The organism is Belnapia sp., assembly GCF_059504005.1.
This window is the reverse complement of record NZ_JCACHU010000141.1, coordinates 1-24,025: the sequence shown is the minus strand read 5'-3', so window position 1 is coordinate 24,025 and position 24,025 is coordinate 1. Positions and strand designations below refer to the sequence as shown.

The window sequence follows — 24,025 nt, the reverse complement described above, 5'->3', positions numbered from 1 at the left end:
GACCATCTCCCAGTTACAGCCCGTGCGGCCTAACGGGGTTATTCAGGGCCGACCAAGTAGCAACGATGGGACAGCCGGTGGGATCAGCAAGATTAAATGCAGGCAGCCGCGGGGAAGGAACGGGTACTCCCCACCGGCCGCCCGCTGCGGTGGTGAGGGCGAGGCGACCCGCCCGACCCGGCCTGAGGTTATGCTGCTTTGCCCAGCCGGGCTCGCGTCTTGGGAGGCGGCAAGCGCGGCGACTGGCCGGAGATGCTGAGCACCCAGCCAAAGGGCGAATACTTCACGAAGCCGAAGCTGTTACGGTCGCGCGCCCAACTCTCGTAAACGGCGACCAGATTGCCGTCCCCGTCGTACTCCTCATGCTCCCATCGCCGGAGGACCAGCCGTGCTCCGGCCACAGATGGGAGATCAGATCGGCGAAGGGTATGGCCGGCGGGCACGCCGAAGCACCTCTCAAAGTCGAAAGCTTCCTCGCTCAGCACCGCTTCTTACTCCATGTGGCGGCGGCATTTTTGGCCATCGCGGATTGCTCCGCGGGCAGACACCTCAGTGATATGGGTGGCGCGAGCGGTGGCGGCCAACTCGCACAGGAAAGTGTCTCAAGAGTGAATCCTTTGCCGCAGGCCTTGCTGCCTGCCAAGCGACGGCCAGCCGCTCCTGCCATGCTCCGCCACAGAGGCGTGATCGGTCGAGAAGGGGCTGACGGGGATGCAGGCGTCCCATTCTGGGCGGTTTGACGTTAAGATCAGGTTACACATAAACCGGAGGTCTGGCTTTGTCCTCACCCCCGCTCCAGGCTGCGACACCTCCCGATCCTGTCTGGTGGGAGATTGGGCGCCCTTCGCCCGAGGAGCCTCCCGACTGGATCACCTGGGTGGCGCCCCTCAGCGACCGTGGTGCTGCCCTCTACCGCAGCTTGGTGGTTGCTGACGGCTCAATTGCCCTCACCGTCGAGTTCCATCGGCCCCGCGGCTCTGGCCACCAGATCATCTACCGCGGTCGGTGTGATGTGCCGCAGGACCCCGAGCCGGTCGCAGAGCGCATCTCCACTCTGCTGAGGGCAGCCGACGAAGCGGTCAGCACGGCTTTGCAGGCAGGCAGCAGCGATGGCCGTATGGCGGCGGAGACTGGGAGGGGATCGTCGTACCTGCCCGGCACTCCCCAGGGCACACAACAAGGCGCCCCGCCGGCCAGGGAGCATGATCCTGAGCACTACCTGCGGGAACGTGCCTACTTCCTGTGGGAGCGGGAGGGACGCCCGGAGGGACGCGCCCTGGAGTTCTGGGAACGGGCCTACCGAGAGGAGGCGAGGGCGGCCTGATGGCAGCAAAGCCCTACGGCTATGGTCTGATCGGAGAAGCTGGGGAGCAACCATGTCCCTAAAAGCCAGGGAGCTATACCGCAGCACGAATGGCGACCGCTGGTCGCTGATCCGTGACCTCGGCTCGGAACGCGTGTTCGTCAGGCACGAGCCCAACCTGCCATCCGGTGGGGGAAGCAGCGATATCACCATAGGCGACTTCCTTGCCCGGGGCGGGCATGGCCCCGAGCATCAGGGATTGCTGCGGCTGATCGGGACCTTGGTGGATTGAGAGGAGCCTGCCTGATCCTCGGGCGACCCGCCAGGGCCAACCAAAAAAGATCAGCGACAAATACTCCTGCCCATCCCCACCATGGACCAACCTTCGCATCAGCAGCCGCTTCGAATGAGGATGGCCGTCACGGCCGTACCTCAGGTCCCTCTGTTTTCCTTGGGCGACCACGGCTGCGCAGCGTCCCCTCGGCAGCTTTCGCGGCCCGATCTTTTTCGCGCTGGCGCTGCTTCCTCAGCCGATCGGCCGCGCGGCGCTCCCACTCCTGCTGCTCGAACGATATATCCGCTACAGCGGCCTTGGCACCCGGCTTTGGTCCCGGCTTCGGACGCTGCACATCGAGGATGCCGGCCTCCTCCACAGGTTCCAACGTAACATCAGCAGAGATACCGCCCTCGCCCAGCATCCGCGCCAGCACCTCAGCCTGCCAGATATCATAGAGGTACACCGTGTAAGTGCCGTCAAACTCGGCCATGCGGATCGCACCCCGCATCACGAACTGCCAGATGTCTTCCTGCTCGCGGGCACGCTCCACCTCGTCCTGCGTCACGCCGAACACCTTCAGCAGGATCGTATCCTCGGGACGCGCCTTGCTGCTGTAGATGAAGGCACACGAGGTCAGGTGCCGATACTGATTCGAGCCAGCGACCTTGGGCCGCACCTGCTCGCCGGGTAAGCGTTCCTCGAAATAGTTGACGACTTCGGCGTTGCCGCTCCAGTAGCCGAGGTCACTCACTCCTTCGAGGTGACGGCAGACCGCGGCGAGGCAACGCTTGCCATTCGGGTGCTTCTTAGAAGCTTTAGGGAACCACCACTCGGTCGAGCCGCGGTGGCCGTGTGTGAAGTAGCGGATGCGAACTTTCGGCTTCGTGCGGAGCGCGGTGGCGCCGAAATCCCGCTGCACGAACTCCACCTTGTCGCCAAACCACTTCCGGGTCGCAAGGCAGGTGATGCTGTGAAAGAACCCGGACGCTGCGATGACCGACGTGGCGAAGGGTGCCAACTCGGCAGGGGGCCACGCTGACCGCCAACGCACTGTCCGCCCGCGATCCCGGGCATCGCGCCAATCCGCCACATCCACGAACACGCCCTGTGGAGACTTGGACCTCTTGTGGAAGGCTGCGAAATCCTTGACCAGATCATCCGCCATCACGTCGGCCATCGTTGGGGCGTTGCCGGCCAGCGACACGCGATACCATCCTGCCTCCTCGGTCGGCGAGAGTGCGTATGATGCCTCAAAGAACCGCGTCGAGCTTGGGATACGAAACTCACCTGCGACGGCCGCCGAGGGAACCTCGTCGATCCGCATATGCCACTGCCTGCCCTCGGCGCAAGTGAAGTCGGTCTGCATCAGAGCCTCGTGCGTGATGACGAGGATGACGTGCGGCAGTGTGAGTACTCATCGATGGCGTCGGTGATCTCGCGGGTGACACCGAGTGAGCGCCGGCCCTCGGCCCGGCTGTGGATGGGCCGGATCACCGGATCGGTGCCGGATTTCGCTGCCTCCCGGAAGAGGTCGAGCAGCTTCTCGCCGATCAACTCCGTCGTCGGCAGTGCGAATACATAGCGGCCCGGCACGCTGGTCATCTCGACCAGCAACTCATTGGTCTTCCCGCATCCCGGCGAACCGGCGTATACCTCAACTCGAATCACGTCATCTCTCCAATAGGCCCGCTGCACAAGCAGCGCGGGTTTCGATCTGCTGAAATGAATGGGCACCGGATAACGCGTCCGGCGCATGTCTATATAAGAATAGCTCGTGACCTATTTATCCGACCGGCTGCGCAGATGCGCGTCCGCTTCGCGGCCACACCTGCATCATACCTGCTTAGTGGATGAGAAATCGACCATTCAGATGCAGCGAAGCCGCCTGACCGACCGGGCACGCGCCGATGCGCGACGGAGCGCAGCGCAGGCGCGCGGAGAAGCAAGGGCGCCGCAGGTGCCCGTTGGCCGCGAGGTCAGGCATGGGTCGGGCGTAGGCTGGAGCCGGGCAGAGTCCGGACACGGCCGAGCGCGACCCGACCTCCATGTCCATTTGTTGCTGAGCGGTGCCGCATCCATGCACTTGCTGACCTGGGGCCTGCGGCCCCAATGGAGCGGATTTCGCGGCCAAGCCATGTGCCGCGAATTGCACGCCATATCCCATTGGTGACGCGCCACATAGCTGAATGACGGGGTGAGGGAGGTGGTGGACTTACCGGGGCGGAACCGCGGAGGGCGCGGTTCCACCCGGCACGAGCAGACATGAGGGGAACCGGGCCAAGGCCCTCGCGGGGCGAGGCGTCGCGGGCTCCGCCTCACCCCGCGTTCCCGTCATGTCGCTCGCTGCAAACTCCAAGTTCGGCGGCATGGGGCGGTGCCATGGGTCTGCGTGCAGGCCGCGTACCAAGTCAGCCGTGGGGCAGGGGAGGGATGTGTGTCAGGCAAAGTTACGGTTCGCCCGACATGCGGCGGACAGATTAGCCCAGCGGGTGGAGCTTCCTCTCCGTGGATCGCGTGGCCACGTATGCCGCGGTGCGGAATGCCTCGGTGCTCCATCTCCTCCGGGCCGATACTCCCGGAGTAGTTTGGGATGAAGCTGCGTCCGTATCCGCGGGTGCCACTGAGCTAGCAATCGCCTGCTGAGGCGATGTCGTCGGAGTGGTTAATCAGGTTCTCCACCGAAGCCTGAGCCAGCAGGGCACCAGCCGGGGATTGGGACGTTGTGCCCGGAGAGAGCGCGCAGCGGGGCGGTTAGGGCACGGTTGGAGGCGTAAGCGGCGATGCTGGTCGTGAGAGACAATCCCGGTCTGGGCAGGTTCGAAATCGGCAGCGGCGATGCCATCGCCTTCGTTGAGTACCGGCGGATCGGCAACCGGGTCGTGCTGATCCACACAGAGGTGCCCAAGGCGATGTCCGGGCAGGGCGTCGGGTCCAAGCTGGTCGGCGGTGTGCTGGAGGCCCTTCGAACTGAGTGCGTGACGGTCGTCCCGCAATGCGAGTTTGTGGCGCGGTTCATTCGACAACACCCGGGGTACCGGAGCCTTGCCGCGGAGGACTGAGGGCACGAGACCGCTCAGGTGAAGCATGTGGATGCCGCACCGTCTTGCCGGCACCGACATTGCCTAGGTGGGGTCCAATGGCCAGGAGGACGAGCCCACCGAGCAGCCAGCGCCGGTCGGAGGTCGTGATCCAGGCGCGCTCCCCAGCAGCCCGCCAGGGGATTGCGAAGTTGGCCGGCATGGTGAGACGGTGCTTGTAGCGCTGTTTCCACTGGGCCAGCAGCGCCCGGTCGTTGACCCCACTGAACTGCTTCGAAGTGACAATTGGGAGCGGCGACTGCTAATCGACCCTGCTGGTCGCCGAACGGAAGCAGATCGTAGGTGAGCGCCGCTGACGGGCTTGCCGACACTGCCATCGCTCCTCTAACGCCGCTGCCTGCGACCCTCCTTGGATCAGCAGGTTTGGTTGCCAAATGCTCCGTCGCACTGCCTAGGATGGTCTGGAGGGGGCCGCGACCATCCCCGCAGGAGGACCGGATGCTCGAACTCGTGCCGCTGCGTGGCCGCCCCGACCTGCGAGCGCAGGTGTTCTCGGAGGTGTTCATGGCGCTCTGGCCCGCCTTCATGCAAGAGGACCCCGCTGCCGACTTGTTCTTCGCTCGGCCGCACCTCGACGCCTGCCTCGACACCGCCTTTGCCGTTGTTGGTCCGGCCCGGCCTGAGGCGGCGGTGGGACGGGCCTTTGCCGTGCCCTTCGCCTTCGGAATTCCTGGCCGCGAGAACCTGCCGGATGCGGGCTGGGATGGCGTGGTCAGATGGGCGCATGCCGACCGCGCCCTTGGTCGGGCGCCGAATGCGCTCAGCGCGTTGGAGATCACCCTGCTGCCCTCGCACCGGGGTAGGGGCGCCTCGCGTATGGTTCTCGACGCCATGCGGCAGCGGGCCGCCGAACTCGGCCTGAGCCACATCTTCGCGCCCGTGCGCCCCACGATGAAGCACTTGGAGCCATTCGTGCCCATGGAGGAGTACACAGCCCGCACGGGCGCCGATGGGCTGCCCGCCGACCCCTGGCTACGGGTGCATGTTCGCGCGGGAGGCCAAATTGTAAAGGTTGCGCCGACCAGCATGGTGGTCCCAGGGACGATCACCGACTGGCAGCGCTGGACCGGATTGCAGTTCACTGCCACCGGCACTGTCGTCGTGCCGAACGCCCTCGTGCCTGTGCATGTCTCGCTCGAACAGAACCACGCCGTCTACATCGAGCCGAACGTCTGGGTGCGGCACGTCGTGCCGGTGTGAATGTTGTCTTGTAGGGGCAGGCGTCCTCCGTAGTCCGTCAACACGGTTATCGCCGCCGGGGCGCTCCGATGTCAGCGGTCATGCCACTCAGCCCCGCGGTGCCATTCTCGCCCGGCCATCTCAGAACTCGGCCAGGAGTCGTCCGAAGGCCTGAATCTTGTCGTCGATGCCGCACTGGCGCAGCGCGGCCCAGTAATTCATGACAGCCAGGGCGGTCTCATGCGCCTCCCAGGCGTGCTCACGGCTGTCGAAGAACCGGACGGAGGCCCCGCGCATCTGATCGGCGGCGGAACGCGAGACGTAGGCTTCGGGAAACCCCGGGGCTTTCTGAGTGGTGGCGACCATCTTTTTGACGACCGGCACCATGGTGTCGGAGCCGAGGATGCAGGTACAGACGCCGACGGGCAGGCCGTCATATACGCCAACGCCACCTATGGAATTTAGAGAGAACGTCGCAATGCCCTAAACCGGTAGTGTGCCTCTTGCCGTGCGGGAGGCTGCTTCATGCCGCTCAGCCGAATTCCTGCGGGCTAACGATCATACCACTAAAGATACCGCCGCACATTAGAGTGAGCGATAAGGTTGCAAAGGCGATTGCACGTTAAGAGGTCAGCGATCTACCAGGAGAATCAAAAATGTCCGGCGCCGTACAGTCCGACAAATCAGTACTAACTTTAATGCGGACTATTGTACGTTACGCCGCTCAGTATGTTCCCGCCTTGGGCGAGATTTTGCGAGAACGGCATCTCCGCTACCGCATGCGCGCGGCACTGGGATATGAGCCCAATCTTCGTCAACCGAAAACCTTCAACGAAAAGCTCGGTTGGCGGATTTTGTATGATCGTAACCCGCTGCTGGCGCTGACCACGGATAAGGTCACAGCGCGCACCTATGTGGCGTCCAAGGTCGGTCAGGATGTCCTCATCCCCCTCTACGGCATCTGGAACCGTGCCAGCAACATCAACTGGGAGAGCCTGCCGAACCGTTTTGTACTCAAGGGCGCGCATGGCTGGAACATGAACCTGCTCGTGCATGATCGAACCGCGCTCGACATCCCCGCGACCATCCTCCAGGCCGAGAAGTGGCTGCGCCGCAACCACTTCGACACTGCCGGGGAATGGGGCTACCGCAATCTCACGCCGCGCCTCATCGCCGAGGAGATGTTGCTGGACGCGGATGGCGGCATCCCAGCCGACCTGAAGTTCTACGTCTTCAGCGGCCGGGCCAGATTCCTGCGTGTCCATACAGGGCGTCATGGCCATCATCGGGCCAACAGCTACAATGAACGGCTGGAGCCGTGGATGGTCCGGCAGAGCCTTGAGCCCGACCCCAGCTATGTCCTCCCCCCGGAGGCCCGCGACGCGCAGCGGCTCGCGGAGAAGATAGGCGAGGATTTCGACTTCGCGCGGGTCGATCTCTACTGCGTGGGTGGGCGGGTGTTTTTCGGCGAGATTACCCATTATGACGGCAACGCCTGTTCGCCCTTTAAGCCCGCCAGCTACGACCGGATGCTGGGCGACTACTGGACCCTGCCATTCAGCCACCGCGGCGCTTCCTCGACGGTCAGCGTGTCACCCTGAACAATGATTTGGCTGGTGTATCCGGACAGCTTCCCCTGATTAAAATCTATGAGCGCGCGTACAAGCCCTAAATACAACAGCCAAGCATTCTAAACCTGCGTAGAGGTTCATTGCTGGTAGCTGCCAGTGCGGCATGGAGGGGTTAAACGCCCCCACAGGGGAGGACGGTGAGCAGGCGCTCGTCACCTCAACGCAGATGTTCGCTTGACCTTGGTGACTGTTCTCTCTGACGCGCAGGGCTGCCTACGGCAAAACCCGATTATGCGATAACACGCAACAAAACCCTTACAGAAGCGTTTACCGGGTACCCGGCACCAAGCTGGGAAGGGAGATGAACATGCGGGGGCGCCTCTGGGTGGCGATCCTCTACGCCGGTTTTCCATGTGCCGTAGCGTTGGCCCAACCTCGCACCGAGCGCTTTGCTGCCTCCGCGGTAGCTGAAGCCGGCGCTGCCGCGGTATCCTCAGTCCTGCCGCCGAGAGCAGCTTTTCGAGTTCGTCCGAATGTCGAGCGGACGAATCTCGGCTGGGTCGCCCTGCTTGGGCTGAGCAGCCTCACTGCATCCACTTCCCAACTAAGACCTTCGCTGCAAACCGACCGACGGTAACCTTTGGGCGAAGCGCACAGTTGGTAGTCAGTGGATGCAGCCCCTTCGGGCAGATTGATGCATGGGTCCAGCAGCGGTGGACCGGCTTTAGGCCAGCTTCAGGTTGGCTGCTGCTTCTTTCCCGCGCTCCCGAACAACTTCGTAGCTGACCTTCTGGCCGTCATTGAGACCCTGCAATCCCGCGGCCTGCACGGCGGTGATATGCACGAACACGTCCTTGCCGCCATCGTCAGGCTGAATGAAGCCAAACCCTTTGCTGGCGTTGAACCACTTCACAGCGCCGGTTGCCATCTGATGCGCTCCTCCTTTGGGCAAGCAGCAATGATCCAGCGGATCGGGCTGGTAAACACCAAAAAGGCACCGTCGTTCCCAATCCAACAACCCGGTCTGGGCGGCTAGCGGTTGCCGCCATGGCATCCAGTCTCATGGCTGGCGGCGTTAGCGCTGGAGCGATGAACGCCGCCATGCTGGTCCAGGGCCTCGCCACAGGACGACTGGGCGAAGCCAAGCGCCTCCTCGACGCCTCTTGGCGCCGGGTCGCCACCGGCTCCGGCTCCGGCTCGCCTGACACGGCCGGGGCTGGGGTCCACCTTTTACGAAGGTGATGGGCGCCCATGGCTGATGCACTGTTGCGAGCCGTCAGAGGGCCGTCGCGCGACAGAATCAACCTGCTTGGGCTGAACCCGCTCCGTGGCGTGCTCGACGGCTTGCTTGATCCGTCCGTTTTCGGAATCGAGGGTGCGCCCACCCTGGTCATCTCGGCAACCAGTGTGCGGACCAGCGAGGCGCGGTTGTTCCGCGATGCCAAGGTCACGGCGGAGGTGCTGCCGGCCTCAGCGTGCCTACCGCAGTTGCCTCAAGCGGCGGGAAACGGTGGCGAGACGTACTGGGACGGCGGCTATGCCGTCAACCCGCTGTTGCGCGCTAGTCAAAGCGGGCGCACCCGCGGACATCGTGCTGGTCCGGACCACGCCCGTAGACCGACCTGACCCGCTCGTCGCCGCCTCCGGCGTAGCTGAACAGACCGACGAAACAGCCTTCGGCGCGGCGCTTGGCAGGAGTTGCGCTCGCTAGCGCTGGCCCAACGTTTCTAGCCGACCTGCCTACCTCGGCGGTGGGTGCCCTGGCCCGGCTGCACGCGATTGGTGCCGAGGAGGAGTTCCGCGGGCTCAAGGTAGGGAGCCACTGCGACGCAAGCTGGTGCTTCCTCCGCAGGATGCTTGACCTCGGCCGGAGCGCTTCCGAGCACTGGCTTGCGGCCGATTTCTCCGTGGTGGGCGTCCGCTCGACAATGAACCGGTCCGCGTTCGCTGGCTCGGTCCTCGATCTGATCCCCTCCACGGAATCGCTTGAAGCAGCTTGAAGGGCGGACCTAGCGCAGCTTGGGCCGTCCGCCCAAGGGGCTGGCACCAGCGCCGGAACCCTCACGCGACCATAACCGGCAGAGAGTGCGGCGGGGTTGCTGGACGGATGCACATCCAGCTATCTCTGCCGCCCGGGGCGCCCCGGCACAAGGAAGGCCGGGCGTGGCTTCGGCTGAGACTGGGGCGGAAACGCGGTAGAGGAGAAGTGCCAATGTCCGTCACCGACCAGCCCCGGAACCGCAAAGGTCAAGCCGCGGCCGAGAGTGATGTGCGCAATGTCGAAGCCTGCGGCGGCCTCTTTGTCGCAGCGGTCGAGGCGACCCGGATGCCAATGGTGGTCACCGATCCCAGAGTGACCGGAAACCCGATCATTTACGCTAACGCCGCTTTTCTCGAACTGTGCGGCTACGAGCGAGAGGAGGTGCTAGGCCAGAACTACTTCTTCCTCGTTGGCTCGCATGCCGACCCGGAGGTGGCGGCGCGGCTTGAGGCGGCCATGGCCGCACGGCAAACCTTTATCGAGGATGTGCCGTTTCGCGCCATGGACGGGCGGCAAGTGTGGGTCTCGTTGTTCGTCAGTCCGGTGGTCGAGGATGGCCGGGTTGTCCAGCACTTTGCCTCCTTTCTCGATGTCAGCCATCGTGTGGTGCAGGAGCGAGAGTTGCGCGAGTCCAAGGAGACGCTGGACTGGCGGGTCGCCACCCGGACGAGGCGCCTTCAGGAGGTCAACGCACGACTGCAAGAAGAGGTCGAGCGACGGCAACGGACCGAGGTCACGCTGCGCGATGCCCTGGCTCAAGGCCAGGAGGACATCCGCTACCGCGACTTCTTGGTCCGTGAGGTCAACCACCGCACCAAGAACGCGCTGCAACTCGCCGTTTCGCTGCTGAGCGTGCAAGCCCGCCAGATCGACGATCCGGCTTGCCGCTCAACGCTGGAATCCGCCATGACCTGCCCGTGCGATTGGTGGACGCGCGGCCCAACCAGTTTAGCCTCGTCGGCGCCCCGTCCGGACCGTCTGATGGCGTGATCGCTGCCGATTTGAGGAGGCTCGCCATGGTTCCGCCCGCAAGCCAGATCACCGGGGTTCCGCGGGTCGGGGTGATGCTCCCCGGGTGTCGCGCGGGTCAACGATGTTGGGGATGGCAGGTACGGACGCCGACCGGCAGGCCATCATGTAGGCCACTGCAACCTATGCAGATTGGAGAGAGTGCCGCACGGCGGGCGCTACGGACCTCGGGGGTGCAAGTTCGTCGTCACTCTGTCGGTTGAGAGGAGCAAGCCTATTACCTTCCCAGCGCAGCGGCGCTGCTCGGACGCCTGCTCCCTCACCAGCCGCGGTAGAAGCCAGGGCCGTGGCCATACTGCTGCTCCCGCTGTGCATGCCGCCACGCCCGGCGCTGCTCGCGCTCCTGTTCGATGTGCCACGCCTCGCGACGTGCCGCCTCGGCGATCCGCGCTTCGTCCCGCTGCTGGCGCCACTCCCGCCACTGCCGCCGCCGCTCCCAGCCATCGTCCCAGGACTGCGGTCCCGCTCCCCAATATTGGACAGTGTGCACCGCTTCACCCTGGGTGCGCCGTGACGACGACTGAGGCTGCGGAACCGCCGGTTGAAGCAAAGAGACCAAAGCCTAGCGCGGCTGCGGCGAACAGGGTCAACGCGGTCTTGCGCACTCGAACCTCCGATTGGTGCTCCTTAGGGCCGGAATGTAGGGGGAGGGGGTGTCGCGTTTCGGGCTGGATGATGGCGCAGCCATGGCAGTGATGGTGAACTTTGCGGAAGGTGCCGCTGATGGCTACTCGGCATCCCCTTTCTCCAACCATGTTTTGAGCATGGGCGGGAGGGGCTTCGAGGTCATTCTGCAAAGGCGGGTCACTGGCCCGTCGCCGCCATGACCAGCCTCAAGCTCCACGAAGCCTCCGGTGGCATCGAAGTCGTCAATCAGGTCCCAGACCGCAGCGCGCAATTGTGTGAGTTCATGATCAACCTCCTCAGCATATTGGGTGAGTTCTTGCTCCTCAAGCTTGGGTTGCTCTTCGCTCATCGGGGCACCTTCCTCTCACCATCCACCGCGGCGACGATGTTGCGCGCCATTCCCGACATGAAACACGCTTCGCCTCAGGCGGAACCTAAAGGTCCCGCCGCTGGTCGCTGCCCTGTTCCACCCGGCACCGCCCGCCCACTCCGGCCTGTACCCGATTTTCGTCGCCGATCCGCTATCAGCCTGTCGTCAATAAGAACGGACTGGCCGAGACCACCGCCCAGGCTGAACTGCGATTGTGATCAGTAACCGCGATACCCACGGCCGCCTGAATATCCGCCACTACCGTAGCTGCTGCTGCGGCTCGGTGCTGTCAGAGCACCGCCTGCGGCACCCACACCGCCACCAACAAGCGCACCTGTTCCAACGCTGCCACCCGTCAGGGCGCTCACGCCAGCACCCGCTCCTGCTCCAAGCAGGCCCCCAGAGACGGCGCGGCTGCCGGGGCTTGTGCCGCATGCCGTCAAGCTGAGCGAAACCAACCCGACGAGCAGCGCGGCTGTAAAGTTGCGCATCATATTACTCCTCCTTTGTGAAAGTAGGAGCTAAACGCACCAGCCCAGAAGAAGCCCCAACCGTAGCCTTCACAATGCGGTCGCCGTTCGGGAATGCGAAATGCCGTTGAGAAGTGACTTAACGGCTCCGCCCGGCTGCGCAGACCAACGGCCGCCGGATTTACCAGAGGGATGCTGGTTCGGCGCACTGACAAGGCATTATGTTGAAAGGCGCGGCCCGCAACCGAGCGCACCAGACAGTTTAGCTTGGCTACGTCCTGCTGTCGCCGATTTCAACGCGGCATGGGCCGCCAGCAATCAGGCGGTCACCGATTCTGTCATCCGCAGAACGCCTTGGTTACCATTCTCGGCGTGCGGTTTGATCTGTCCGCTTCGTCAAACCGACCTCCGCAACGGCATACGCTTGGCTCGCGTACGACTGGCTCCATTCCCATCTGGACGCGGCGACCGTAGCCCGGCACTTGCGTTGATCCTGAGAGGTGCGCGCCATGCAAACACGGTTTCACATGATCGTTCTTGTGGCCCTTCTTGGTACCCAGGCGTGGTCGCAGACGACCGAGACGCTACCGCCCATTGCTGGTCCCCCAGCAGCCCGACCACGCGCCGAGCCATACCCGGCCCAGCCTTTGTCACCGCCCACGGCGCCATACCAGGGACAGCTTCCACCGCCCGTTCCCTTCCAGCCTGAACCCGACCAGCGTCATTCGGTCCCAATGCCGCGTGCTTTCACAGCGCAAGAGTTACAGGCGAGGGACGAGCCGGTTCGAAAGAGGTGGCGCACCACGACTGAGGCAGAGTTCGCCGATTGGTGGGGGCGGTATGGATGCTTTCCTCACCCCCGCCGGCATGAGGCGTGGTTCGACATGCTGGCTGACAGGCTCGGCGCCGCTACGCAACGGCAGCAGCATTCCCTCTATGGTTTGGTTATGGAGCGAGTGGAACTCTACGACGCGCCCCGAACCCAGTTCAGCGGGCTCCTGGGCGACACTGAGGACTGGGTTAACGACATGATGGGATGGCGGGCAGCAGGTGACCGGTTCTGCTCCCGCAGTTAGGCAAGCGCGTCTGACATCTCTGAAAGGTGCTGCACCGATCTCGATGTCCACTCCAAATGCGAACACCGCTCTGTACCGCGATGTCTCGCTTCCAACTGGGTTGCAAAGGTGTGCATCATCGATCTCTGGCCAAGCAAGAGAGGGAGGACGCAAATGGCCGAAGCAGCGGGTGATGTGCTCATCCTGCCGACATCGCGTGGGCAGGCCGAGGCGAAGCGGATGGGGCACGCCGAGGCCGGGGCGAGCCGCTGGTGCATTAGCCACCCCTGGGGAACCGATATCTTCTACGGCACCGCGGAGCAAGTCGTGGCGCACATGACGAAGCGGGTGGCCGAGCGGGAGGCTACGGAGGGCGAACGGCCGCCGCCCGAGAAGAGAGACATCAAACGGGGAGCCTAGCCAATACCATCCGGACGAATGGGCCGTACATCGTCAGCGGGACGATCGAGATGAGGTAGGCTGACGGGAACGTCTATCCCGGCAAGGAGACAGCGGCACTCTGCCGCTGCGGCATGCCGGGCTGTAGGGGTCGTGAGGCACGCATCGGAGTCCGGAGCCGTCACCTCGTTGCTTGTTGCACCTTAGCCAACGTGCAGCCGGCACCCGAGGTCATACTGGCTATCCACCGAGACTGTCGGGCGCAGGAACCCGCTTGGTGCTTCTTACCTCCCCGGCCGGGTCGGCAGCTTCGGCATAGGCGTCGATGACAACATGGCCGATCGGTGGAGTCTCGACAGCACTCGCTCCTGCATCATCGGGCAGCAATCGAGGTGGCGATATTGGCCCACTAACTGCGCCCGGCACGAGCACGGTGGAGCGCTGGAAGGCAAGCAGGTCGAGGACGGGTGCCTTGTCGCGCCCCAGCGCCATCCCGACGAGGTGGTGAGCTTGCCCGCGGTGGTGAGTCTGGTGATTGAACAGGTGGGCGAGGACGTGGTGGAGCGGCTGCGAATGCGGGGCGCCGCTGCTCGTGGCGTAGTCAAGGGATTCGGCGAGGCGCTTCTCGCTCAGCCCGTGGGCGTAATCCACGAGCTTCCTGTCCTGCACTAGCCGTGCCGCGCGGAGGTCGTCGAAGTCATGGTGCAGCACCTCGTCGAGCCGCGTACCGGGCGGGCTCTCCTCGTCCAGGCGGCTCATCCATAAGCGATCGGTGACAAGGAGGTGGTTGAGCGTCCCAAGCAGGGAACCAAAGAAGGCGCCGCGGTCCTCGGCTAGGCTTTCAGGCGCGATCTGCCCGGCAGCGGCATAGAGGCGGCCATTGGCCCACTGGTTGTAGAGAGCCATCATGCGGAAGTGCTCCTGCCGCGGTCCCATTGCCGTCCTCCCGCTTATGCCTGCTGGTTGTCGTCACGGTATCACCCGCCGGACCTCGTACACCAGCTTGCAGGGGAGACGACCGCGAGATTTGCGAATGGAAGGACCCGAAGCCGTTCAGGCGGCGACGGGTCCTTGCAAGTGCGCTTCCTTCTACCTCCGCCGGCTCGCCCTCTTCCGCGAAGCGTTTAGGCCGGTGCCGCCCGGTGCTGCTTGGGCGTGACCCCCACCAGCATCGACCGTCACCGCATGTCGCGTCCAATTTCTGATCGGGTTTGACGACGTAGGGGCACATCGAGGCGAGGCTGCACGACTCTGGTTGCAGGCCCCTTTGCCAATACTGGGCGGACGCTCCCGCTTGGGTTCGCCTTCATTCAGGCACGAACCCAATGCATCATCCGGTAGCTGAACTTCCTGTGGCGGTGTCCGGGAATTCCTGCCCGACGCAGCAGCGGCCGGGAGCGCGAGGAGTTGCTGCGCCTGATCGGGATGCTGGTCGAGCGCAACCCTTTGCGCACCTGACCAGTGCCTCGCCGTGTTACCAGCTTTGTATGACTACGCGCGCGCCCACCTCCGTAGTTCTGACTGACCTTTTCGGCCATGAAGCCCCTGAGCAGGTGACGCTCGCTTGGCTGCTGGACCGGTTGGGCGACCGCTCGTTCGGCATCGTCCTGCTGCTCTTGGCTCTGCTCGGCCTGCTGCCGGGTGTTTCTGCCCTCGCTGGGGCACTGCTCGCGGTTCCGGCGGCCCAGATGATCTTGGCCCGGCGCGGCCCAGTGTTTCCTCGCCGCATCGCGGCCCGCCAGTTCGAGACCCGGCGGCTGGCTCGGCTCGTGGATCGGCTCGTGCCGGTGATCCGCTTTATGGAACGCTACATCCGCCCGCGCTGGGCGACACCATTCCGGGCGACGAAGCGGGTGGTTGGCGGTGTCGTGCTTCTACTCGCCCCCAGCCTTCTTGCTCCCGTTCCGCTCAGCAACATCCCGCTCGCCCTGGTGATCGGCTTGGTTGCTTTCGCCTACTTGGAGGAGGACGGGGTACTGCTCAGCGTCGCCCTGGCTGTGGCGCTGATCATGCTCTCGATTGCCTCGGTCGCGGCCTGGGAAGCGCTGAGCGCGACCGGCTGGGTGCCGGGGCTCCTGTAAAGGGCCACTGCATGGACCGGCTCAGAACCCTTGGCGCGGATGCCAGGGCGCGACCTAAGTCATTGTCGGCTGTCTCAGTAACGCATCGAGGGATGGCAGCGCGGACAGCAGGCGTTACCATGAGCCTCAACAAGGGAGGACATGCCAGAATGGCGATCGGCGACCCGCGCTTCTTTGCTCGGAGTGGGCCACACCCGCTCGCCACCGTCGCCGAGGCGGCATGCGGCACGGCACCGGGAACCGGGCTGCTGCTAACAGGCGTCGCTCCGTTGCAGGCTGCTGGGCCGAACGAGGTGAGCTTTCTCGACAACCGGCGCTACGCCTCCGCATTGGAAACAACCTCGGCAGGCGCGGTGATCGTGCATCCCAACATGCTCGAACGGGTGCCCGCAGGGGTGGTGCCGATCGTCACGACGGAGCCCTACGCGGGATGGGCGCGGGTGGCTGCCCTATTTTATCCAGCACCGCCCTTGCGCTCAGGCGTACATCCGACCGCTATCGTTGCCGAGAGCGCCTGGGTCGATCCCTGGGCAGAGGTCGGCCCCTTCGCCTTGGTCGAGGCTGGGGCGGAGGTCGGCGCCCGCTGCCGCATTGGTCCCTACGCCGCGATCGGCGAGAGCGTGGTGATCGGCCCCGACTGCCGGATTGGCGCGCACGCCAGTCTCAGCCATGCCCTCCTGGGCGCGCGGGTCTATGTCTACCCCGGCGCGCGCATCGGCCAGGAGGGGTTTGGTTTCGCCGCCACGGCCTCCGGATTTCTCTCCGTCCCTCATCTTGGACGCGTGGTGCTGGGCGACGACGTGGAGGTCGGCGCGAACAGCACCATCGACCGAGGCTCAACCGGCGATACGATGATCGGTGCCGGGTCGCGCCTCGATAACCTTGTGCAGATCGGCCACAATGTCCGCCTCGGCCGCTGCTGCGTGGTGGTGGCGCAGGTCGGGATCGCGGGCTCGACGGTGCTCGAAGACTTCGTACAGGTCGGCGGACAAGCGGCCATCGCCGGGCATATCCGCATCGGCCAGGGTGCGAAGATCGGCGCCCAGGCAGGCGTGATGTCGGACGTGCCCTGCGGGGTGGCGCTGGTCGGCAGCCCCGCCCAGCCGCGGCAGGAGTTCTTCCGGCAGGTCGCCGTCCTGAAACGCATGGCCCGGCCGCGGCCCTAAGTGCTTCCGCCTAATGCACAGGATACGGGTTCTCAGGCACCGGTTTGGGCGGCATTTCAGGCTGCGGATCGGGATCGGGATGGCCCGTCGGCGGCTTGGGGGGCATCGGGTCGGTTGGCGGGATAGGTAGACCAGACATAAACGTCCCCCTTGCTGACCTTCGGAAGAACGCTTGTGGTTGTGAATGGATGCTCTGTGCGAGCGGGCTCGGACCATATCGAGGAAGCGCTGCTCCTCGCTGGTCTTGTCCGGCAGTTCCAAGACCAATGCAGGACCAGGGGCGAATGCTCGGGGATGATGTAGGTCCGGACATCGGCACAGCGCCACAGTCCGTGGCCGATGCTGAAGGCCCGGCCGATGGCGAAACCGGCGCGCCTCACGCCTGCCGCTAAGGACGCCCTACCATCGTGCCTCCCACAAGCTATCGTAGTCTGCGCCGCCGCAGTTGTTGCCGAAAAGCCCTTCTGTCGCTCACGCCGCGATCTCCTCGTCATCATCCTCATCATCTACCACGTCATTCAGGTCATCATCCTGAAGTCCGCGGTGACGCCGAGTTGCGCCATACAGCCGCGCCGGGGCGTCCTTGGGATGGCCGCCGTCGCTGCGCGCTCGACCATCCCGCCCGCGGTAGATGAGAACCGCAGAGGCGAGGGGAGGCAGCGCCATAGTCGCCGCAAGGTTTACCGAACTGGCTGGCTATGCCGTGCCGATCCAGTATGCCCGGATGGGCTCGCTAGCGCCACCCGAAGGCGTCGGTCTTCGTGCTGGCTTATGGGATTGGCGCGAGAGGCCATGTCTGCGAAACCGTAGGTGCCTTCCTGTGGCTTGAGGACGTGCCGGCAGCGATCGGCCTGCTGGTGCTGGCTGCGCGGGTCATTGGAATAGCGCGGGCCGTGGCGGCTGCTTCGTAGCCGAAGCAGACGGGGTGAGTGTCGATACCCGCTTCGTAGCCACTTCTCAGGCTGGGGCTTACCCTGAATATGTCGCTGCTCTGATTGCCGTGCAGGCGGTGAGCACCGTGTACACCGGGGCATTTCACCGCGGCTGGCCTTATGCGCCGCATCGGATTCTGCGCTTGCGCGTTTCCGGCGCGGAGAAGTTCGTCGGCGATGTCGTTGTCGAGTTCGACCGGCTAGATGGGACGCCAATGCCAGTTCTCCGCTTTGGGACCGCGACGGGCGATCAATCGGTCACCAGAGCCAGCGGGGCTACGGCGCTCGGGGCCGGAGAGGCGGTTGGCGGAGTGACCTAAGCGCGGTCGGCGGCTGAGGTTGCGACGGAACTCGCCGAAGGTGCGGAGATAATGCCGCCGTAGCCACTCTCCGCATAGTCTTGGAGGGTGGCTCTGCTGCGGCGCGGGCTAGATATCGGTCCGTTCCTTGGAAGCCACAATGAACGCTCCAGCCACGCTTCGGCTACTAGGCCCCCGATTAGCAGTACGCCCCAAAGCGGCAAGCTGATGACGATGGCCAACGCTGCCGAGGAAGGCCAGTAGGCGTTCGGCAACCCGAAGAACCCAAGCACCTCGCCGGGGGTAAGGCTCAGCAGGAGGTGCAGCGGGAAGGCGAGAAAGCGCACAATGAACAACAGCATCTCATGAAAGGAGACGCTGCCGTTGCCATCACTATCCCAAGATTCAGTCACAGCAACCCAAGCCGCAGTCAGCGCGAAGCCAACTCTGACAATGAACCAGAATGAATGATGAGACCGCTGCATATGCTGCTTCGGAGGAGTCTCTGATTGTCGGGGTTGCTCTGTGGCCATGCCCCTCCGCGGTCGAGTCTGCGCCACCTAAAGAAGCCACCAGATCAGGCTGCTAATCTCAGCCGCTACGGTGAGCATGATAACCAATAGGAAGCTGCGCTCGCTGTAAGCTCCGCGCAGGCCACTATCACCCTGGTTGATGTTGTTCATCATGATCTCACCTCGGCCGATTTCAAACAGGCAGTTCACGATGCCTTCTCATCGCAGTGCGGCGGCAACAAATTTCTGGCCATAGTAATCACGAGTCTTGATAAAACATTTCAGGAAGTGACCTATCTTCCTGTCCTTTTGCCGGTGCGTAGGCGCCTCCTACCCCAGCAACCATGCTGCTGACACGCACCGTCCAAATGCCGACACCGCGCATTGGGACCTCTGCGATTCTCCCAAGATGATTGGTGCCGTGGACTGGCCCACGCTGGTCAGGTGTGCCGCGACTGATGCTCGGGGCCACGCTAGGGACAATGCCGCAGTCATCCGCCTGATTGTCAGCAGCCTGAGCCAGATGATGGAGCGGCTAAATACCTGTCTCGACAATCAGGCCGAGAGTTACCCGCGAGGATATCCCGTGCGCTACCACGAGATCGTACAACGCCCAGCCACTATCGCCAGCCACCCATTCGTTGCCGATGTCCTCCTCGATCAGGCTGACTTTGCACAATTTGAGCAGGCCATGGAGAACCGGCAAGATGTCCGACTTCTGGCGAGGATCGATCGAGATGACCGTTACCTCGTTCATCTCGGATGTTCATCGGCAGCGGTGAGGCGGACTATTCAGACCGCCTTGGGCTGATGGGCTAACCGTCGTCGAGCGTGAAGCCGATCTTGAGCGTCACTTGGTAGTGCCCGACCTTCCCGTCCTTTACCTCGCCGCGGACTTGGACCACCTCGAACCACTTGACGTTGCGGACAGTGGTGGTGACCCGGGTAATTGCATTCTGGATGGCGTCGGAGACGCTGGTACCAGAGGTACCGACAAGCTCCACTAGCTTGTAGACGTGCTCAGTCATGATGGTTTTCTCCCGCGCCCTCACGGGTCAGCCCGGAAGGGTTCCACTAATCCTGCGCCGCCTAGGTAGCACGGCACAAGCGGCACCTTTTTTGTTGGCTGCTCGTGATCCTCACGGCGAAGGTCTTGGAGAAAACTAACCAAGCCCAGCGCACTGCTAACCACAAAACCAGTGTGCCGGAAGATGGATGGCGCGCACCTTACGCAGTTCAGGCAAGCCTGCTGGCTTAGATGGATACCCTCATCGTCGATCCGCAGACCGGCAACTCCTTCTATCAAATGACCAACACCACTTGGGCGGGACCATCAGTGCTACGAACCGCGGTAGAGCGGGGCACCCACGCCTTCGATAATCGACCGGAGGTCATCCTGCGCCGGATCGCCCGCCTCAACCGTTCCGAACGGAACGCCTTTGTCATTGGCGCCCAGCAGGCCATCCGCGAGCGGCTGGCGAAAATCTGCGACGGGTGGGATGCCAGCGGAGTTGCCGGCCTGAGTGACCACAGCCGCGGCCAGTTGGATGCCATCCTCACCGCAGTGGGTAATGCTCCGGCGGCACGGACCCAGATCGCTGACCGGCTATTCACAAACATCCGCCGGGAGAACCACATCGCCCGGACGAACAACACCGCCATGGGGACCAGCCGCACCGCTCTCCGGCAGGCCGCGGATGTCGCGGACCAGAAGGGCGATGGCGTGCTCTCCAGTGTGATGATGGACACCCTGACGGGTTCGCCCGGCATCGCCACCGGGGCCAACATCGCCCGCAACGTCCTGGCCAGTAAGTTCCGGGCGTTGGGCCAGCGCTTGACCGCGGCCGGTGATGTCCAGCGGAGCGGGGAAGTGCTCCGGCGGCTGGGTGGCCAGGATCAGGCGTCGGTGGATGCCGCAGGAGCTTGCTCAGCGCCGCGGTCATGCGGGCCAACTCCCTGTCGGCACCTGCCCTCATCGGTGGCGCGACCACAGGGCGGGCAGCAGCCGGCCTGCTGAACGGGCCGGATAATCCGCAGATGCGGATGGGCCGGCTGGACCGGTGATTGAAAAACCCGCCCTGGGGGGTCCCCTGGGCGGGCATTTCACCGACCTCTAGCCCGCCGGGTTTTAGCGGCGCTCGGTCGCTTGGTGATGGTCTTCTTGAGGGGCGGTCGCTTGGTGATGGTCCTCTTCTTGAGGCCGGCTCGCTTGGCCGTACCGGTCCGCGAGGTGACGAGACGGGGGCGTCCACGCTTCCGCTTCACCGGGACAGGTTCCGGCTCCGTCTCCGGCTCGCTGTGCTGCTTCAACTGGCTTTGCCGCCATGCCAGGAGGGCGCTGAGCGGATAACCCGCCTCCCGGCCGTAGTCGTAGAACGGAGGGCCTTTGCCGCCCTTCACCCAGTCGGCCAGGGTGGAGGCGGCGACGCCGAGGAAATGCGCCGCCTGGGGACGGGTCAGCACCGGATCACGGTCGAGGGCTGCCTGAGCCGCGGCAGGAAGCTCCACCGCGGAAGGCCGGGTGAAAACGCGCACCTAGTGGGCCTCGCTCATCAGCCCCTCGCGGAGCCGGGTGAACTCCGCGCTCACCTGATCATTGCCCGCCGCCAGCATCCGGTCGTGGACCTTGCGGTAGTACGTCTGCGTCGTGCGGATGTCGCCGTGCCCGACGTTTTCGCTCACCACCTCCAGCGGAACGCCCGACCGGCAGGCGTAATTGATGTAACCGCCCCGCAGGCTGTGGACGACGATTCGGCGCTTCAAACCGCCAGCCAAGATGGCGGCATCCAGGGCTTTATTGACCGTTGTGCAGACCCCCCCAAGCGGAGACGGAAACATCAGGGCGCCTTCATAGCGGATGCGTTGCCGCCACTCCGCGGCCAGTTCAAGCACTCGTCGCGCCTCCGGGCCGAGGCGGATCGTGCGGGCCTCCCCGTCATGATCCATGGTCTTGTGCTCGTTGATCGTGGCATGGCTGCCATCGGTGGCGATGTCGCCCTGCATGAGGTAGACGGCCTCGCTCTTGCGGCACCCGGTGTAGAGGCAGAACTCCACGATCAGCAGGCCCGCGGGGTTGGTTGCAGCATGCGCGTCACCCGCCCGGCGCTTCTTGCCCGGCACCCAGGAGTACCGCGCCTGCTCGATCCCCCGCATGAGCGCCAGCAACTCGTCGTCAGCCAGTTCGGTCGTGTGGCTGCGGTGCCGGCCGTAGCCGCGGCGGAGGAGCTTGCGGTCATGAAGGATCAGCCTCTCAGCCGGGTTCGATTTGGGCAGCCCCACCCGGTCGAGCCTTGGAGCCAGCCCCTCAAGGACCGCCCACGACCAGCCGGATTTGGTCCATTGAATCATCGCCCTGGCGGAGATAACCCGCCGGGCCTCCGGCCGGGTAGGGGCAAGGTGGTCCTTCATATAGACATCGCGGATGATGTTGCGCGACAGGTCAATGGCCGGGAGGTCGCCGTAGCGGGCGAGCAGCGGCTTGATCTGGCTCCGGCAGTTGGTCGCGCTCTCGTTGGCCTTGCGGGACCTCGTGCTGTCCACCAGATGGGCGATGTACCGCTCATACAGGTCCGCGACGGTGATGCTGTTGGCGTTGACCGCCAGCACTACCGCCCGCGGGTCCGCCCCGGTGCTGGCCGCCTCGTTCCAGGCGCCAGCCTGCTGAGCAGCGGCATCGTAAGAGACGGTTGGCAGCGGCCCGATGACGGTTGTGGTCGTCCCCCGGCGCCAGTCCCAAACGCGTTTGCCACTGCGCGCCACCCGGAGCCGGAGGCCAGGGCATTCGGTGTCGGAGTAGTAGACCTGGGGGACATCCTGCGGGAGGGGCAGGCTTTCGGCCTGGAAGCGGAGAGCGAGGCGGCGGCTCTGCGGCGCGGCCTGAGGGAGGAGATGGTCGGGCATGTATGAGGCTCCCTGTATGAGCTTCCACCTTCTAGGAGGACGTATGAGCGCCCGTCAATTCATACGCGGCTCATACGGTATGAGCCCCAACATCAACCTTAAAACGACCTATTTCCAGACAAAATTAAACCTTTAGGAGACCACATGGCCCAGCGACCTCCCCGTTAAGTCATTGAAAACCATGTCCTTGGAAACAAACGGTGGAGACCCGAAAGGCAAAATATTCCCCGGATTTTATTGTCTGCGTCAACATGATCCACATCGCCCCCTGGCCCGCGACGCTCGGCCTGCTGCGCGGCGCCGCCGCCAGCCTGCCGCCCGGCGGGCCACTGATCCTCTACGGCCCCTTCCGCCAGGGCGGCGCCCATACCGCGTCGAGCAACGCTGCCTTCGATGCCGAGCTGCGCGCCCGCGACCCGGCCTGGGGTCTCCGCGACCTCGAGGCGGTGGCCGAGGCCGCGGCGGCGGCGGGCTTCGCCCCGCCCATTGTCGAGCCCATGCCGGCGAACAACCTCACCCTCGTCCTTCACCGGAGCTGAGCCATGGACGACGACCGCGACATCGCCGACCTCCGCCGCATGATCGAGGAGGCGCGCCGCATCACCGTCTTCACCGGCGCCGGCATCAGCACCGAATCGGGCATCCCCGACTTCCGCAGCCCCGGCGGGGTCTGGGAGCAGATGAAGCCGATCATGTTCCAGGACTTCCTCGCCTCCGCCGAGGCGCGGCGCGAGAGCTGGCGCCGCCGCTTCGCCGCCGATGCCCGGCTCCGTGCCGCTGAGCCCAATCGCGGCCACCGCGCCGTCGCCCGGCTGGTGCGCGAGGGCAAGGTCGCCGAGGTCATCACCCAGAACATCGACGGGCTGCACCAGGCCTCCGGCGTGCCGGAAGCGCAGGTGATCGAGCTGCACGGCAACACCACCTACGGCGCCTGCCTCGACTGCGCCGCGCGCTACACGATCGAGGAGCTGCGCGAGGAGTTCGAGCGCAGCGGCGACGTCCCCGACTGCCGCCGCTGCGGCGGCCTCGTCAAGACCGCGACCATCAGCTTCGGCCAGTCCATGCCGGAAGCCCCGATGCGTCGCGCGCAGGAGGCGGTGCTCGCCGCCGATCTCTGCCTTGTCCTCGGCTCCTCGCTGGTGGTCTACCCTGCCGCCGGCTTCCCGGAGCTGGCGAAGCGCATCGGCGCGCAGCTCGCCATCGTCAACAACCAGGAGACCGGGCTCGACGCCATCGCCGACCTCGTCATCCATCGCGGCATCGGCGATGTGCTGGGCGGCGCGGTCGGGGTGAACTGACCGCGCCCTCCGAAACCATGGACCGCCGCCTCACCGGCTGGTGCCGTAACCATACGTGTTCCAGCATGGCGTGGGCCGCGTCCGCCTCTTTGCTGCAGGACGGCATCGTCGGGAGGCGTGACACTGCTTTGGCCCGGAGCATGTCCGGCGAACCCGGGTGAAGCGGGGACGCCCTCGTGGCCCGATCCCGGAATCCTTCGGGCCTCGTGATTGGGGCACCAGCCTTTGTTTTCGATGGCCTGCTTATCCCTTCCGTTCGTGGGCGGGCCGCGCGAACCTCAAGGGCAGGACACTAGGGCACGGCACGCAATAATTTATCCAATGGTTTGCCGAGCACATGCGCTAAACTCGCCATTACGTCTTAAGACCTTGGCGCGGAGGTGATCATGGCTGCCTCTGTTCTGCATCAGTGCGGCTG

26 protein-coding genes are annotated in these 24,025 nt (G+C 64.5%); 13 read left to right on the top strand and 13 right to left on the bottom strand.

Annotation, left to right across the window (positions count from 1 at the left end; genetic code table 11):
- Window positions 1–877: 877 nt before the first annotated feature.
- Together AC5JJ1_RS20085 and AC5JJ1_RS20080 are read left to right on the top strand one after the other, a co-directional pair.
- Window positions 878–1,324, top strand: a complete 447-nt coding sequence (locus AC5JJ1_RS20085) for a DUF2934 domain-containing protein (protein ID WP_495786889.1) — start codon at window positions 878–880, stop codon at window positions 1,322–1,324.
- A gap of 52 nt (window positions 1,325–1,376) precedes the next feature.
- The gene (locus AC5JJ1_RS20080; protein ID WP_495786888.1) at window positions 1,377–1,595 is read left to right on the top strand and encodes a hypothetical protein; all 219 of its coding nucleotides are present in this window, start codon (window positions 1,377–1,379) and stop codon (window positions 1,593–1,595) included.
- A 127-nt stretch (window positions 1,596–1,722) separates the two neighbouring features.
- On the opposite strand, the gene AC5JJ1_RS20075 is transcribed toward AC5JJ1_RS20080, so the two are convergent.
- Both AC5JJ1_RS20075 and AC5JJ1_RS20070 read right to left on the bottom strand, forming a co-directional pair.
- Window positions 1,723–2,946, bottom strand: a complete 1,224-nt coding sequence (locus AC5JJ1_RS20075; protein WP_495786887.1) for a hypothetical protein — start codon at window positions 2,944–2,946, stop codon at window positions 1,723–1,725.
- Window positions 2,946–3,335 (bottom strand): hypothetical protein, encoded by a 390-nt coding sequence (locus AC5JJ1_RS20070; protein ID WP_495786886.1) that lies wholly within the window; start codon window positions 3,333–3,335, stop codon window positions 2,946–2,948. The genes AC5JJ1_RS20075 and AC5JJ1_RS20070 overlap by 1 nt, the downstream gene beginning before the upstream one ends.
- 1,025 nt (window positions 3,336–4,360) lie before the next feature.
- Here AC5JJ1_RS20070 and AC5JJ1_RS20065 point away from each other — a divergent pair.
- On the top strand, window positions 4,361–4,639 hold the full coding sequence (locus tag AC5JJ1_RS20065; protein ID WP_495786885.1) for a GNAT family N-acetyltransferase: 279 nt from the start codon (window positions 4,361–4,363) through the stop codon (window positions 4,637–4,639).
- 477 nt (window positions 4,640–5,116) lie between these two features.
- Window positions 5,117–5,878: a hypothetical protein gene (locus tag AC5JJ1_RS20060; protein ID WP_495786884.1), complete on the top strand. Its 762-nt coding sequence runs from the start codon at window positions 5,117–5,119 to the stop codon at window positions 5,876–5,878.
- 120 nt (window positions 5,879–5,998) lie between these two features.
- On the opposite strand, the gene AC5JJ1_RS20055 is transcribed toward AC5JJ1_RS20060, so the two are convergent.
- Complete coding sequence (locus AC5JJ1_RS20055; RefSeq protein ID WP_495786883.1) at window positions 5,999–6,244, bottom strand: hypothetical protein; 246 nt, start codon at window positions 6,242–6,244, stop codon at window positions 5,999–6,001.
- Between the two features lie 353 nt (window positions 6,245–6,597).
- Between AC5JJ1_RS20055 and AC5JJ1_RS20050 the strand changes: the two genes are divergently transcribed.
- A complete protein-coding gene (locus AC5JJ1_RS20050; RefSeq protein WP_495786882.1) occupies window positions 6,598–7,458 on the top strand; it encodes an ATP-grasp fold amidoligase family protein in 861 nt (286 codons plus the stop codon).
- Between the two features lie 694 nt (window positions 7,459–8,152).
- On the opposite strand, the gene AC5JJ1_RS20045 is transcribed toward AC5JJ1_RS20050, so the two are convergent.
- Window positions 8,153–8,356, bottom strand: a complete 204-nt coding sequence (locus tag AC5JJ1_RS20045) for a cold-shock protein (protein ID WP_495786881.1) — start codon at window positions 8,354–8,356, stop codon at window positions 8,153–8,155.
- Between the two features lie 323 nt (window positions 8,357–8,679).
- Between AC5JJ1_RS20045 and AC5JJ1_RS20040 the strand changes: the two genes are divergently transcribed.
- Window positions 8,680–9,054, top strand: a complete 375-nt coding sequence (locus AC5JJ1_RS20040; protein ID WP_495786880.1) for a patatin-like phospholipase family protein — start codon at window positions 8,680–8,682, stop codon at window positions 9,052–9,054.
- Between the two features lie 586 nt (window positions 9,055–9,640).
- Window positions 9,641–10,459 carry a PAS domain-containing protein gene (locus tag AC5JJ1_RS20035; protein ID WP_495786879.1) on the top strand — a complete coding sequence of 273 codons (819 nt, stop codon included), beginning with the start codon at window positions 9,641–9,643 and terminating at the stop codon, window positions 10,457–10,459.
- Between the two features lie 298 nt (window positions 10,460–10,757).
- Here AC5JJ1_RS20035 and AC5JJ1_RS20030 read toward each other — a convergent pair whose 3' ends face one another.
- The 3 genes from AC5JJ1_RS20030 to AC5JJ1_RS20020 all read right to left on the bottom strand — a co-directional run bounded on the left by AC5JJ1_RS20030 (window position 10,758) and on the right by AC5JJ1_RS20020 (window position 11,986).
- Window positions 10,758–10,988, bottom strand: coding sequence for a hypothetical protein (locus AC5JJ1_RS20030; protein ID WP_495786878.1), 231 nt, complete (start codon window positions 10,986–10,988; stop codon window positions 10,758–10,760).
- A gap of 237 nt (window positions 10,989–11,225) precedes the next feature.
- Complete coding sequence (locus tag AC5JJ1_RS20025) at window positions 11,226–11,474, bottom strand: hypothetical protein (RefSeq protein ID WP_495786877.1); 249 nt, start codon at window positions 11,472–11,474, stop codon at window positions 11,226–11,228.
- A gap of 239 nt (window positions 11,475–11,713) precedes the next feature.
- A complete protein-coding gene (locus tag AC5JJ1_RS20020) occupies window positions 11,714–11,986 on the bottom strand; it encodes a YMGG-like glycine zipper-containing protein (RefSeq protein WP_495786890.1) in 273 nt (90 codons plus the stop codon).
- 1,208 nt (window positions 11,987–13,194) lie between these two features.
- On the opposite strand from AC5JJ1_RS20020, the gene AC5JJ1_RS20015 reads away from it, so the two are divergent.
- Window positions 13,195–13,440, top strand: a complete 246-nt coding sequence (locus AC5JJ1_RS20015) for a hypothetical protein (protein WP_495786876.1) — start codon at window positions 13,195–13,197, stop codon at window positions 13,438–13,440.
- A 219-nt stretch (window positions 13,441–13,659) separates the two neighbouring features.
- On the opposite strand, the gene AC5JJ1_RS20010 is transcribed toward AC5JJ1_RS20015, so the two are convergent.
- The gene (locus tag AC5JJ1_RS20010; RefSeq protein WP_495786875.1) at window positions 13,660–14,328 is read right to left on the bottom strand and encodes a DinB family protein; all 669 of its coding nucleotides are present in this window, start codon (window positions 14,326–14,328) and stop codon (window positions 13,660–13,662) included.
- A gap of 578 nt (window positions 14,329–14,906) precedes the next feature.
- Here AC5JJ1_RS20010 and AC5JJ1_RS20005 point away from each other — a divergent pair.
- Both AC5JJ1_RS20005 and lpxD read left to right on the top strand, forming a co-directional pair.
- Entirely contained in the window at window positions 14,907–15,500 is a 594-nt protein-coding gene (locus AC5JJ1_RS20005) for an exopolysaccharide biosynthesis protein (RefSeq protein WP_495786874.1), read from the top strand.
- Window positions 15,501–15,649: 149 nt separating this feature from the next.
- Window positions 15,650–16,666 (top strand): UDP-3-O-(3-hydroxymyristoyl)glucosamine N-acyltransferase, encoded by a 1,017-nt coding sequence (lpxD, locus tag AC5JJ1_RS20000; protein WP_495786873.1) that lies wholly within the window; start codon window positions 15,650–15,652, stop codon window positions 16,664–16,666.
- A 1,791-nt stretch (window positions 16,667–18,457) separates the two neighbouring features.
- Here lpxD and AC5JJ1_RS19995 read toward each other — a convergent pair.
- The 3 genes from AC5JJ1_RS19995 to AC5JJ1_RS19985 all read right to left on the bottom strand — a co-directional run bounded on the left by AC5JJ1_RS19995 (window position 18,458) and on the right by AC5JJ1_RS19985 (window position 19,437).
- Window positions 18,458–18,619 (bottom strand): hypothetical protein, encoded by a 162-nt coding sequence (locus AC5JJ1_RS19995; protein WP_495786872.1) that lies wholly within the window; start codon window positions 18,617–18,619, stop codon window positions 18,458–18,460.
- A gap of 325 nt (window positions 18,620–18,944) precedes the next feature.
- On the bottom strand, window positions 18,945–19,166 hold the full coding sequence (locus AC5JJ1_RS19990) for a hypothetical protein (RefSeq protein WP_495786871.1): 222 nt from the start codon (window positions 19,164–19,166) through the stop codon (window positions 18,945–18,947).
- Window positions 19,167–19,224: 58 nt separating this feature from the next.
- A complete protein-coding gene (locus tag AC5JJ1_RS19985) occupies window positions 19,225–19,437 on the bottom strand; it encodes a dodecin (protein ID WP_043343173.1) in 213 nt (70 codons plus the stop codon).
- A 230-nt stretch (window positions 19,438–19,667) separates the two neighbouring features.
- Here AC5JJ1_RS19985 and AC5JJ1_RS19980 point away from each other — a divergent pair, with 230 nt between their 5' ends.
- Window positions 19,668–20,426: a hypothetical protein gene (locus AC5JJ1_RS19980; protein WP_495786870.1), complete on the top strand. Its 759-nt coding sequence runs from the start codon at window positions 19,668–19,670 to the stop codon at window positions 20,424–20,426.
- A gap of 86 nt (window positions 20,427–20,512) precedes the next feature.
- Here the strand turns inward: AC5JJ1_RS19980 and AC5JJ1_RS19975 are convergent, their stop codons facing one another.
- Window positions 20,513–20,944: a helix-turn-helix transcriptional regulator gene (locus AC5JJ1_RS19975; RefSeq protein ID WP_495786869.1), complete on the bottom strand. Its 432-nt coding sequence runs from the start codon at window positions 20,942–20,944 to the stop codon at window positions 20,513–20,515.
- Window positions 20,945–22,309: a site-specific integrase gene (locus AC5JJ1_RS19970; protein WP_495786868.1), complete on the bottom strand. Its 1,365-nt coding sequence runs from the start codon at window positions 22,307–22,309 to the stop codon at window positions 20,945–20,947.
- Window positions 22,310–22,509: 200 nt separating this feature from the next.
- Between AC5JJ1_RS19970 and AC5JJ1_RS19965 the strand changes: the two genes are divergently transcribed.
- Both AC5JJ1_RS19965 and AC5JJ1_RS19960 read left to right on the top strand, forming a co-directional pair.
- Window positions 22,510–22,848, top strand: coding sequence for a DUF938 domain-containing protein (locus AC5JJ1_RS19965; protein WP_495786867.1), 339 nt, complete (start codon window positions 22,510–22,512; stop codon window positions 22,846–22,848).
- A gap of 3 nt (window positions 22,849–22,851) precedes the next feature.
- Window positions 22,852–23,607: an SIR2 family NAD-dependent protein deacylase gene (locus AC5JJ1_RS19960; RefSeq protein ID WP_495786866.1), complete on the top strand. Its 756-nt coding sequence runs from the start codon at window positions 22,852–22,854 to the stop codon at window positions 23,605–23,607.
- The last annotated feature ends 418 nt before the right edge of the window (window positions 23,608–24,025 follow it).

Excerpts from the sequence above, each read along its gene's own strand:
- AC5JJ1_RS20060 (WP_495786884.1), top strand. The coding sequence starts at position 5,117 with ATGCTCGAACTCGTGCCGCTGCGTGGCCGCCCCGACCTGCGAGCGCAG.
- AC5JJ1_RS19960 (WP_495786866.1), top strand. The coding sequence starts at position 22,852 with ATGGACGACGACCGCGACATCGCCGACCTCCGCCGCATGATCGAGGAG.
- AC5JJ1_RS20015 (WP_495786876.1), top strand. The coding sequence starts at position 13,195 with ATGGCCGAAGCAGCGGGTGATGTGCTCATCCTGCCGACATCGCGTGGG.
- AC5JJ1_RS20075 (WP_495786887.1), bottom strand. The coding sequence starts at position 2,946 with ATGCAGACCGACTTCACTTGCGCCGAGGGCAGGCAGTGGCATATGCGG.
- AC5JJ1_RS20065 (WP_495786885.1), top strand. The coding sequence starts at position 4,361 with ATGCTGGTCGTGAGAGACAATCCCGGTCTGGGCAGGTTCGAAATCGGC.
- lpxD (WP_495786873.1), top strand. The coding sequence starts at position 15,650 with ATGGCGATCGGCGACCCGCGCTTCTTTGCTCGGAGTGGGCCACACCCG.
- AC5JJ1_RS20080 (WP_495786888.1), top strand. The coding sequence starts at position 1,377 with ATGTCCCTAAAAGCCAGGGAGCTATACCGCAGCACGAATGGCGACCGC.
- AC5JJ1_RS20010 (WP_495786875.1), bottom strand. The coding sequence starts at position 14,328 with ATGATGGCTCTCTACAACCAGTGGGCCAATGGCCGCCTCTATGCCGCT.
- AC5JJ1_RS20070 (WP_495786886.1), bottom strand. The coding sequence starts at position 3,335 with ATGCGCCGGACGCGTTATCCGGTGCCCATTCATTTCAGCAGATCGAAA.
- AC5JJ1_RS20055 (WP_495786883.1), bottom strand. The coding sequence starts at position 6,244 with ATGGTGCCGGTCGTCAAAAAGATGGTCGCCACCACTCAGAAAGCCCCG.
- AC5JJ1_RS20020 (WP_495786890.1), bottom strand. The coding sequence starts at position 11,986 with ATGCGCAACTTTACAGCCGCGCTGCTCGTCGGGTTGGTTTCGCTCAGC.
- AC5JJ1_RS20005 (WP_495786874.1), top strand. The coding sequence starts at position 14,907 with ATGACTACGCGCGCGCCCACCTCCGTAGTTCTGACTGACCTTTTCGGC.
- AC5JJ1_RS19990 (WP_495786871.1), bottom strand. The coding sequence starts at position 19,166 with ATGAACGAGGTAACGGTCATCTCGATCGATCCTCGCCAGAAGTCGGAC.
- AC5JJ1_RS19970 (WP_495786868.1), bottom strand. The coding sequence starts at position 22,309 with ATGCCCGACCATCTCCTCCCTCAGGCCGCGCCGCAGAGCCGCCGCCTC.
- AC5JJ1_RS20045 (WP_495786881.1), bottom strand. The coding sequence starts at position 8,356 with ATGGCAACCGGCGCTGTGAAGTGGTTCAACGCCAGCAAAGGGTTTGGC.
- AC5JJ1_RS19985 (WP_043343173.1), bottom strand. The coding sequence starts at position 19,437 with ATGACTGAGCACGTCTACAAGCTAGTGGAGCTTGTCGGTACCTCTGGT.
- AC5JJ1_RS20035 (WP_495786879.1), top strand. The coding sequence starts at position 9,641 with ATGTCCGTCACCGACCAGCCCCGGAACCGCAAAGGTCAAGCCGCGGCC.
- AC5JJ1_RS20040 (WP_495786880.1), top strand. The coding sequence starts at position 8,680 with ATGGCTGATGCACTGTTGCGAGCCGTCAGAGGGCCGTCGCGCGACAGA.
- AC5JJ1_RS20025 (WP_495786877.1), bottom strand. The coding sequence starts at position 11,474 with ATGAGCGAAGAGCAACCCAAGCTTGAGGAGCAAGAACTCACCCAATAT.
- AC5JJ1_RS19980 (WP_495786870.1), top strand. The coding sequence starts at position 19,668 with ATGGATACCCTCATCGTCGATCCGCAGACCGGCAACTCCTTCTATCAA.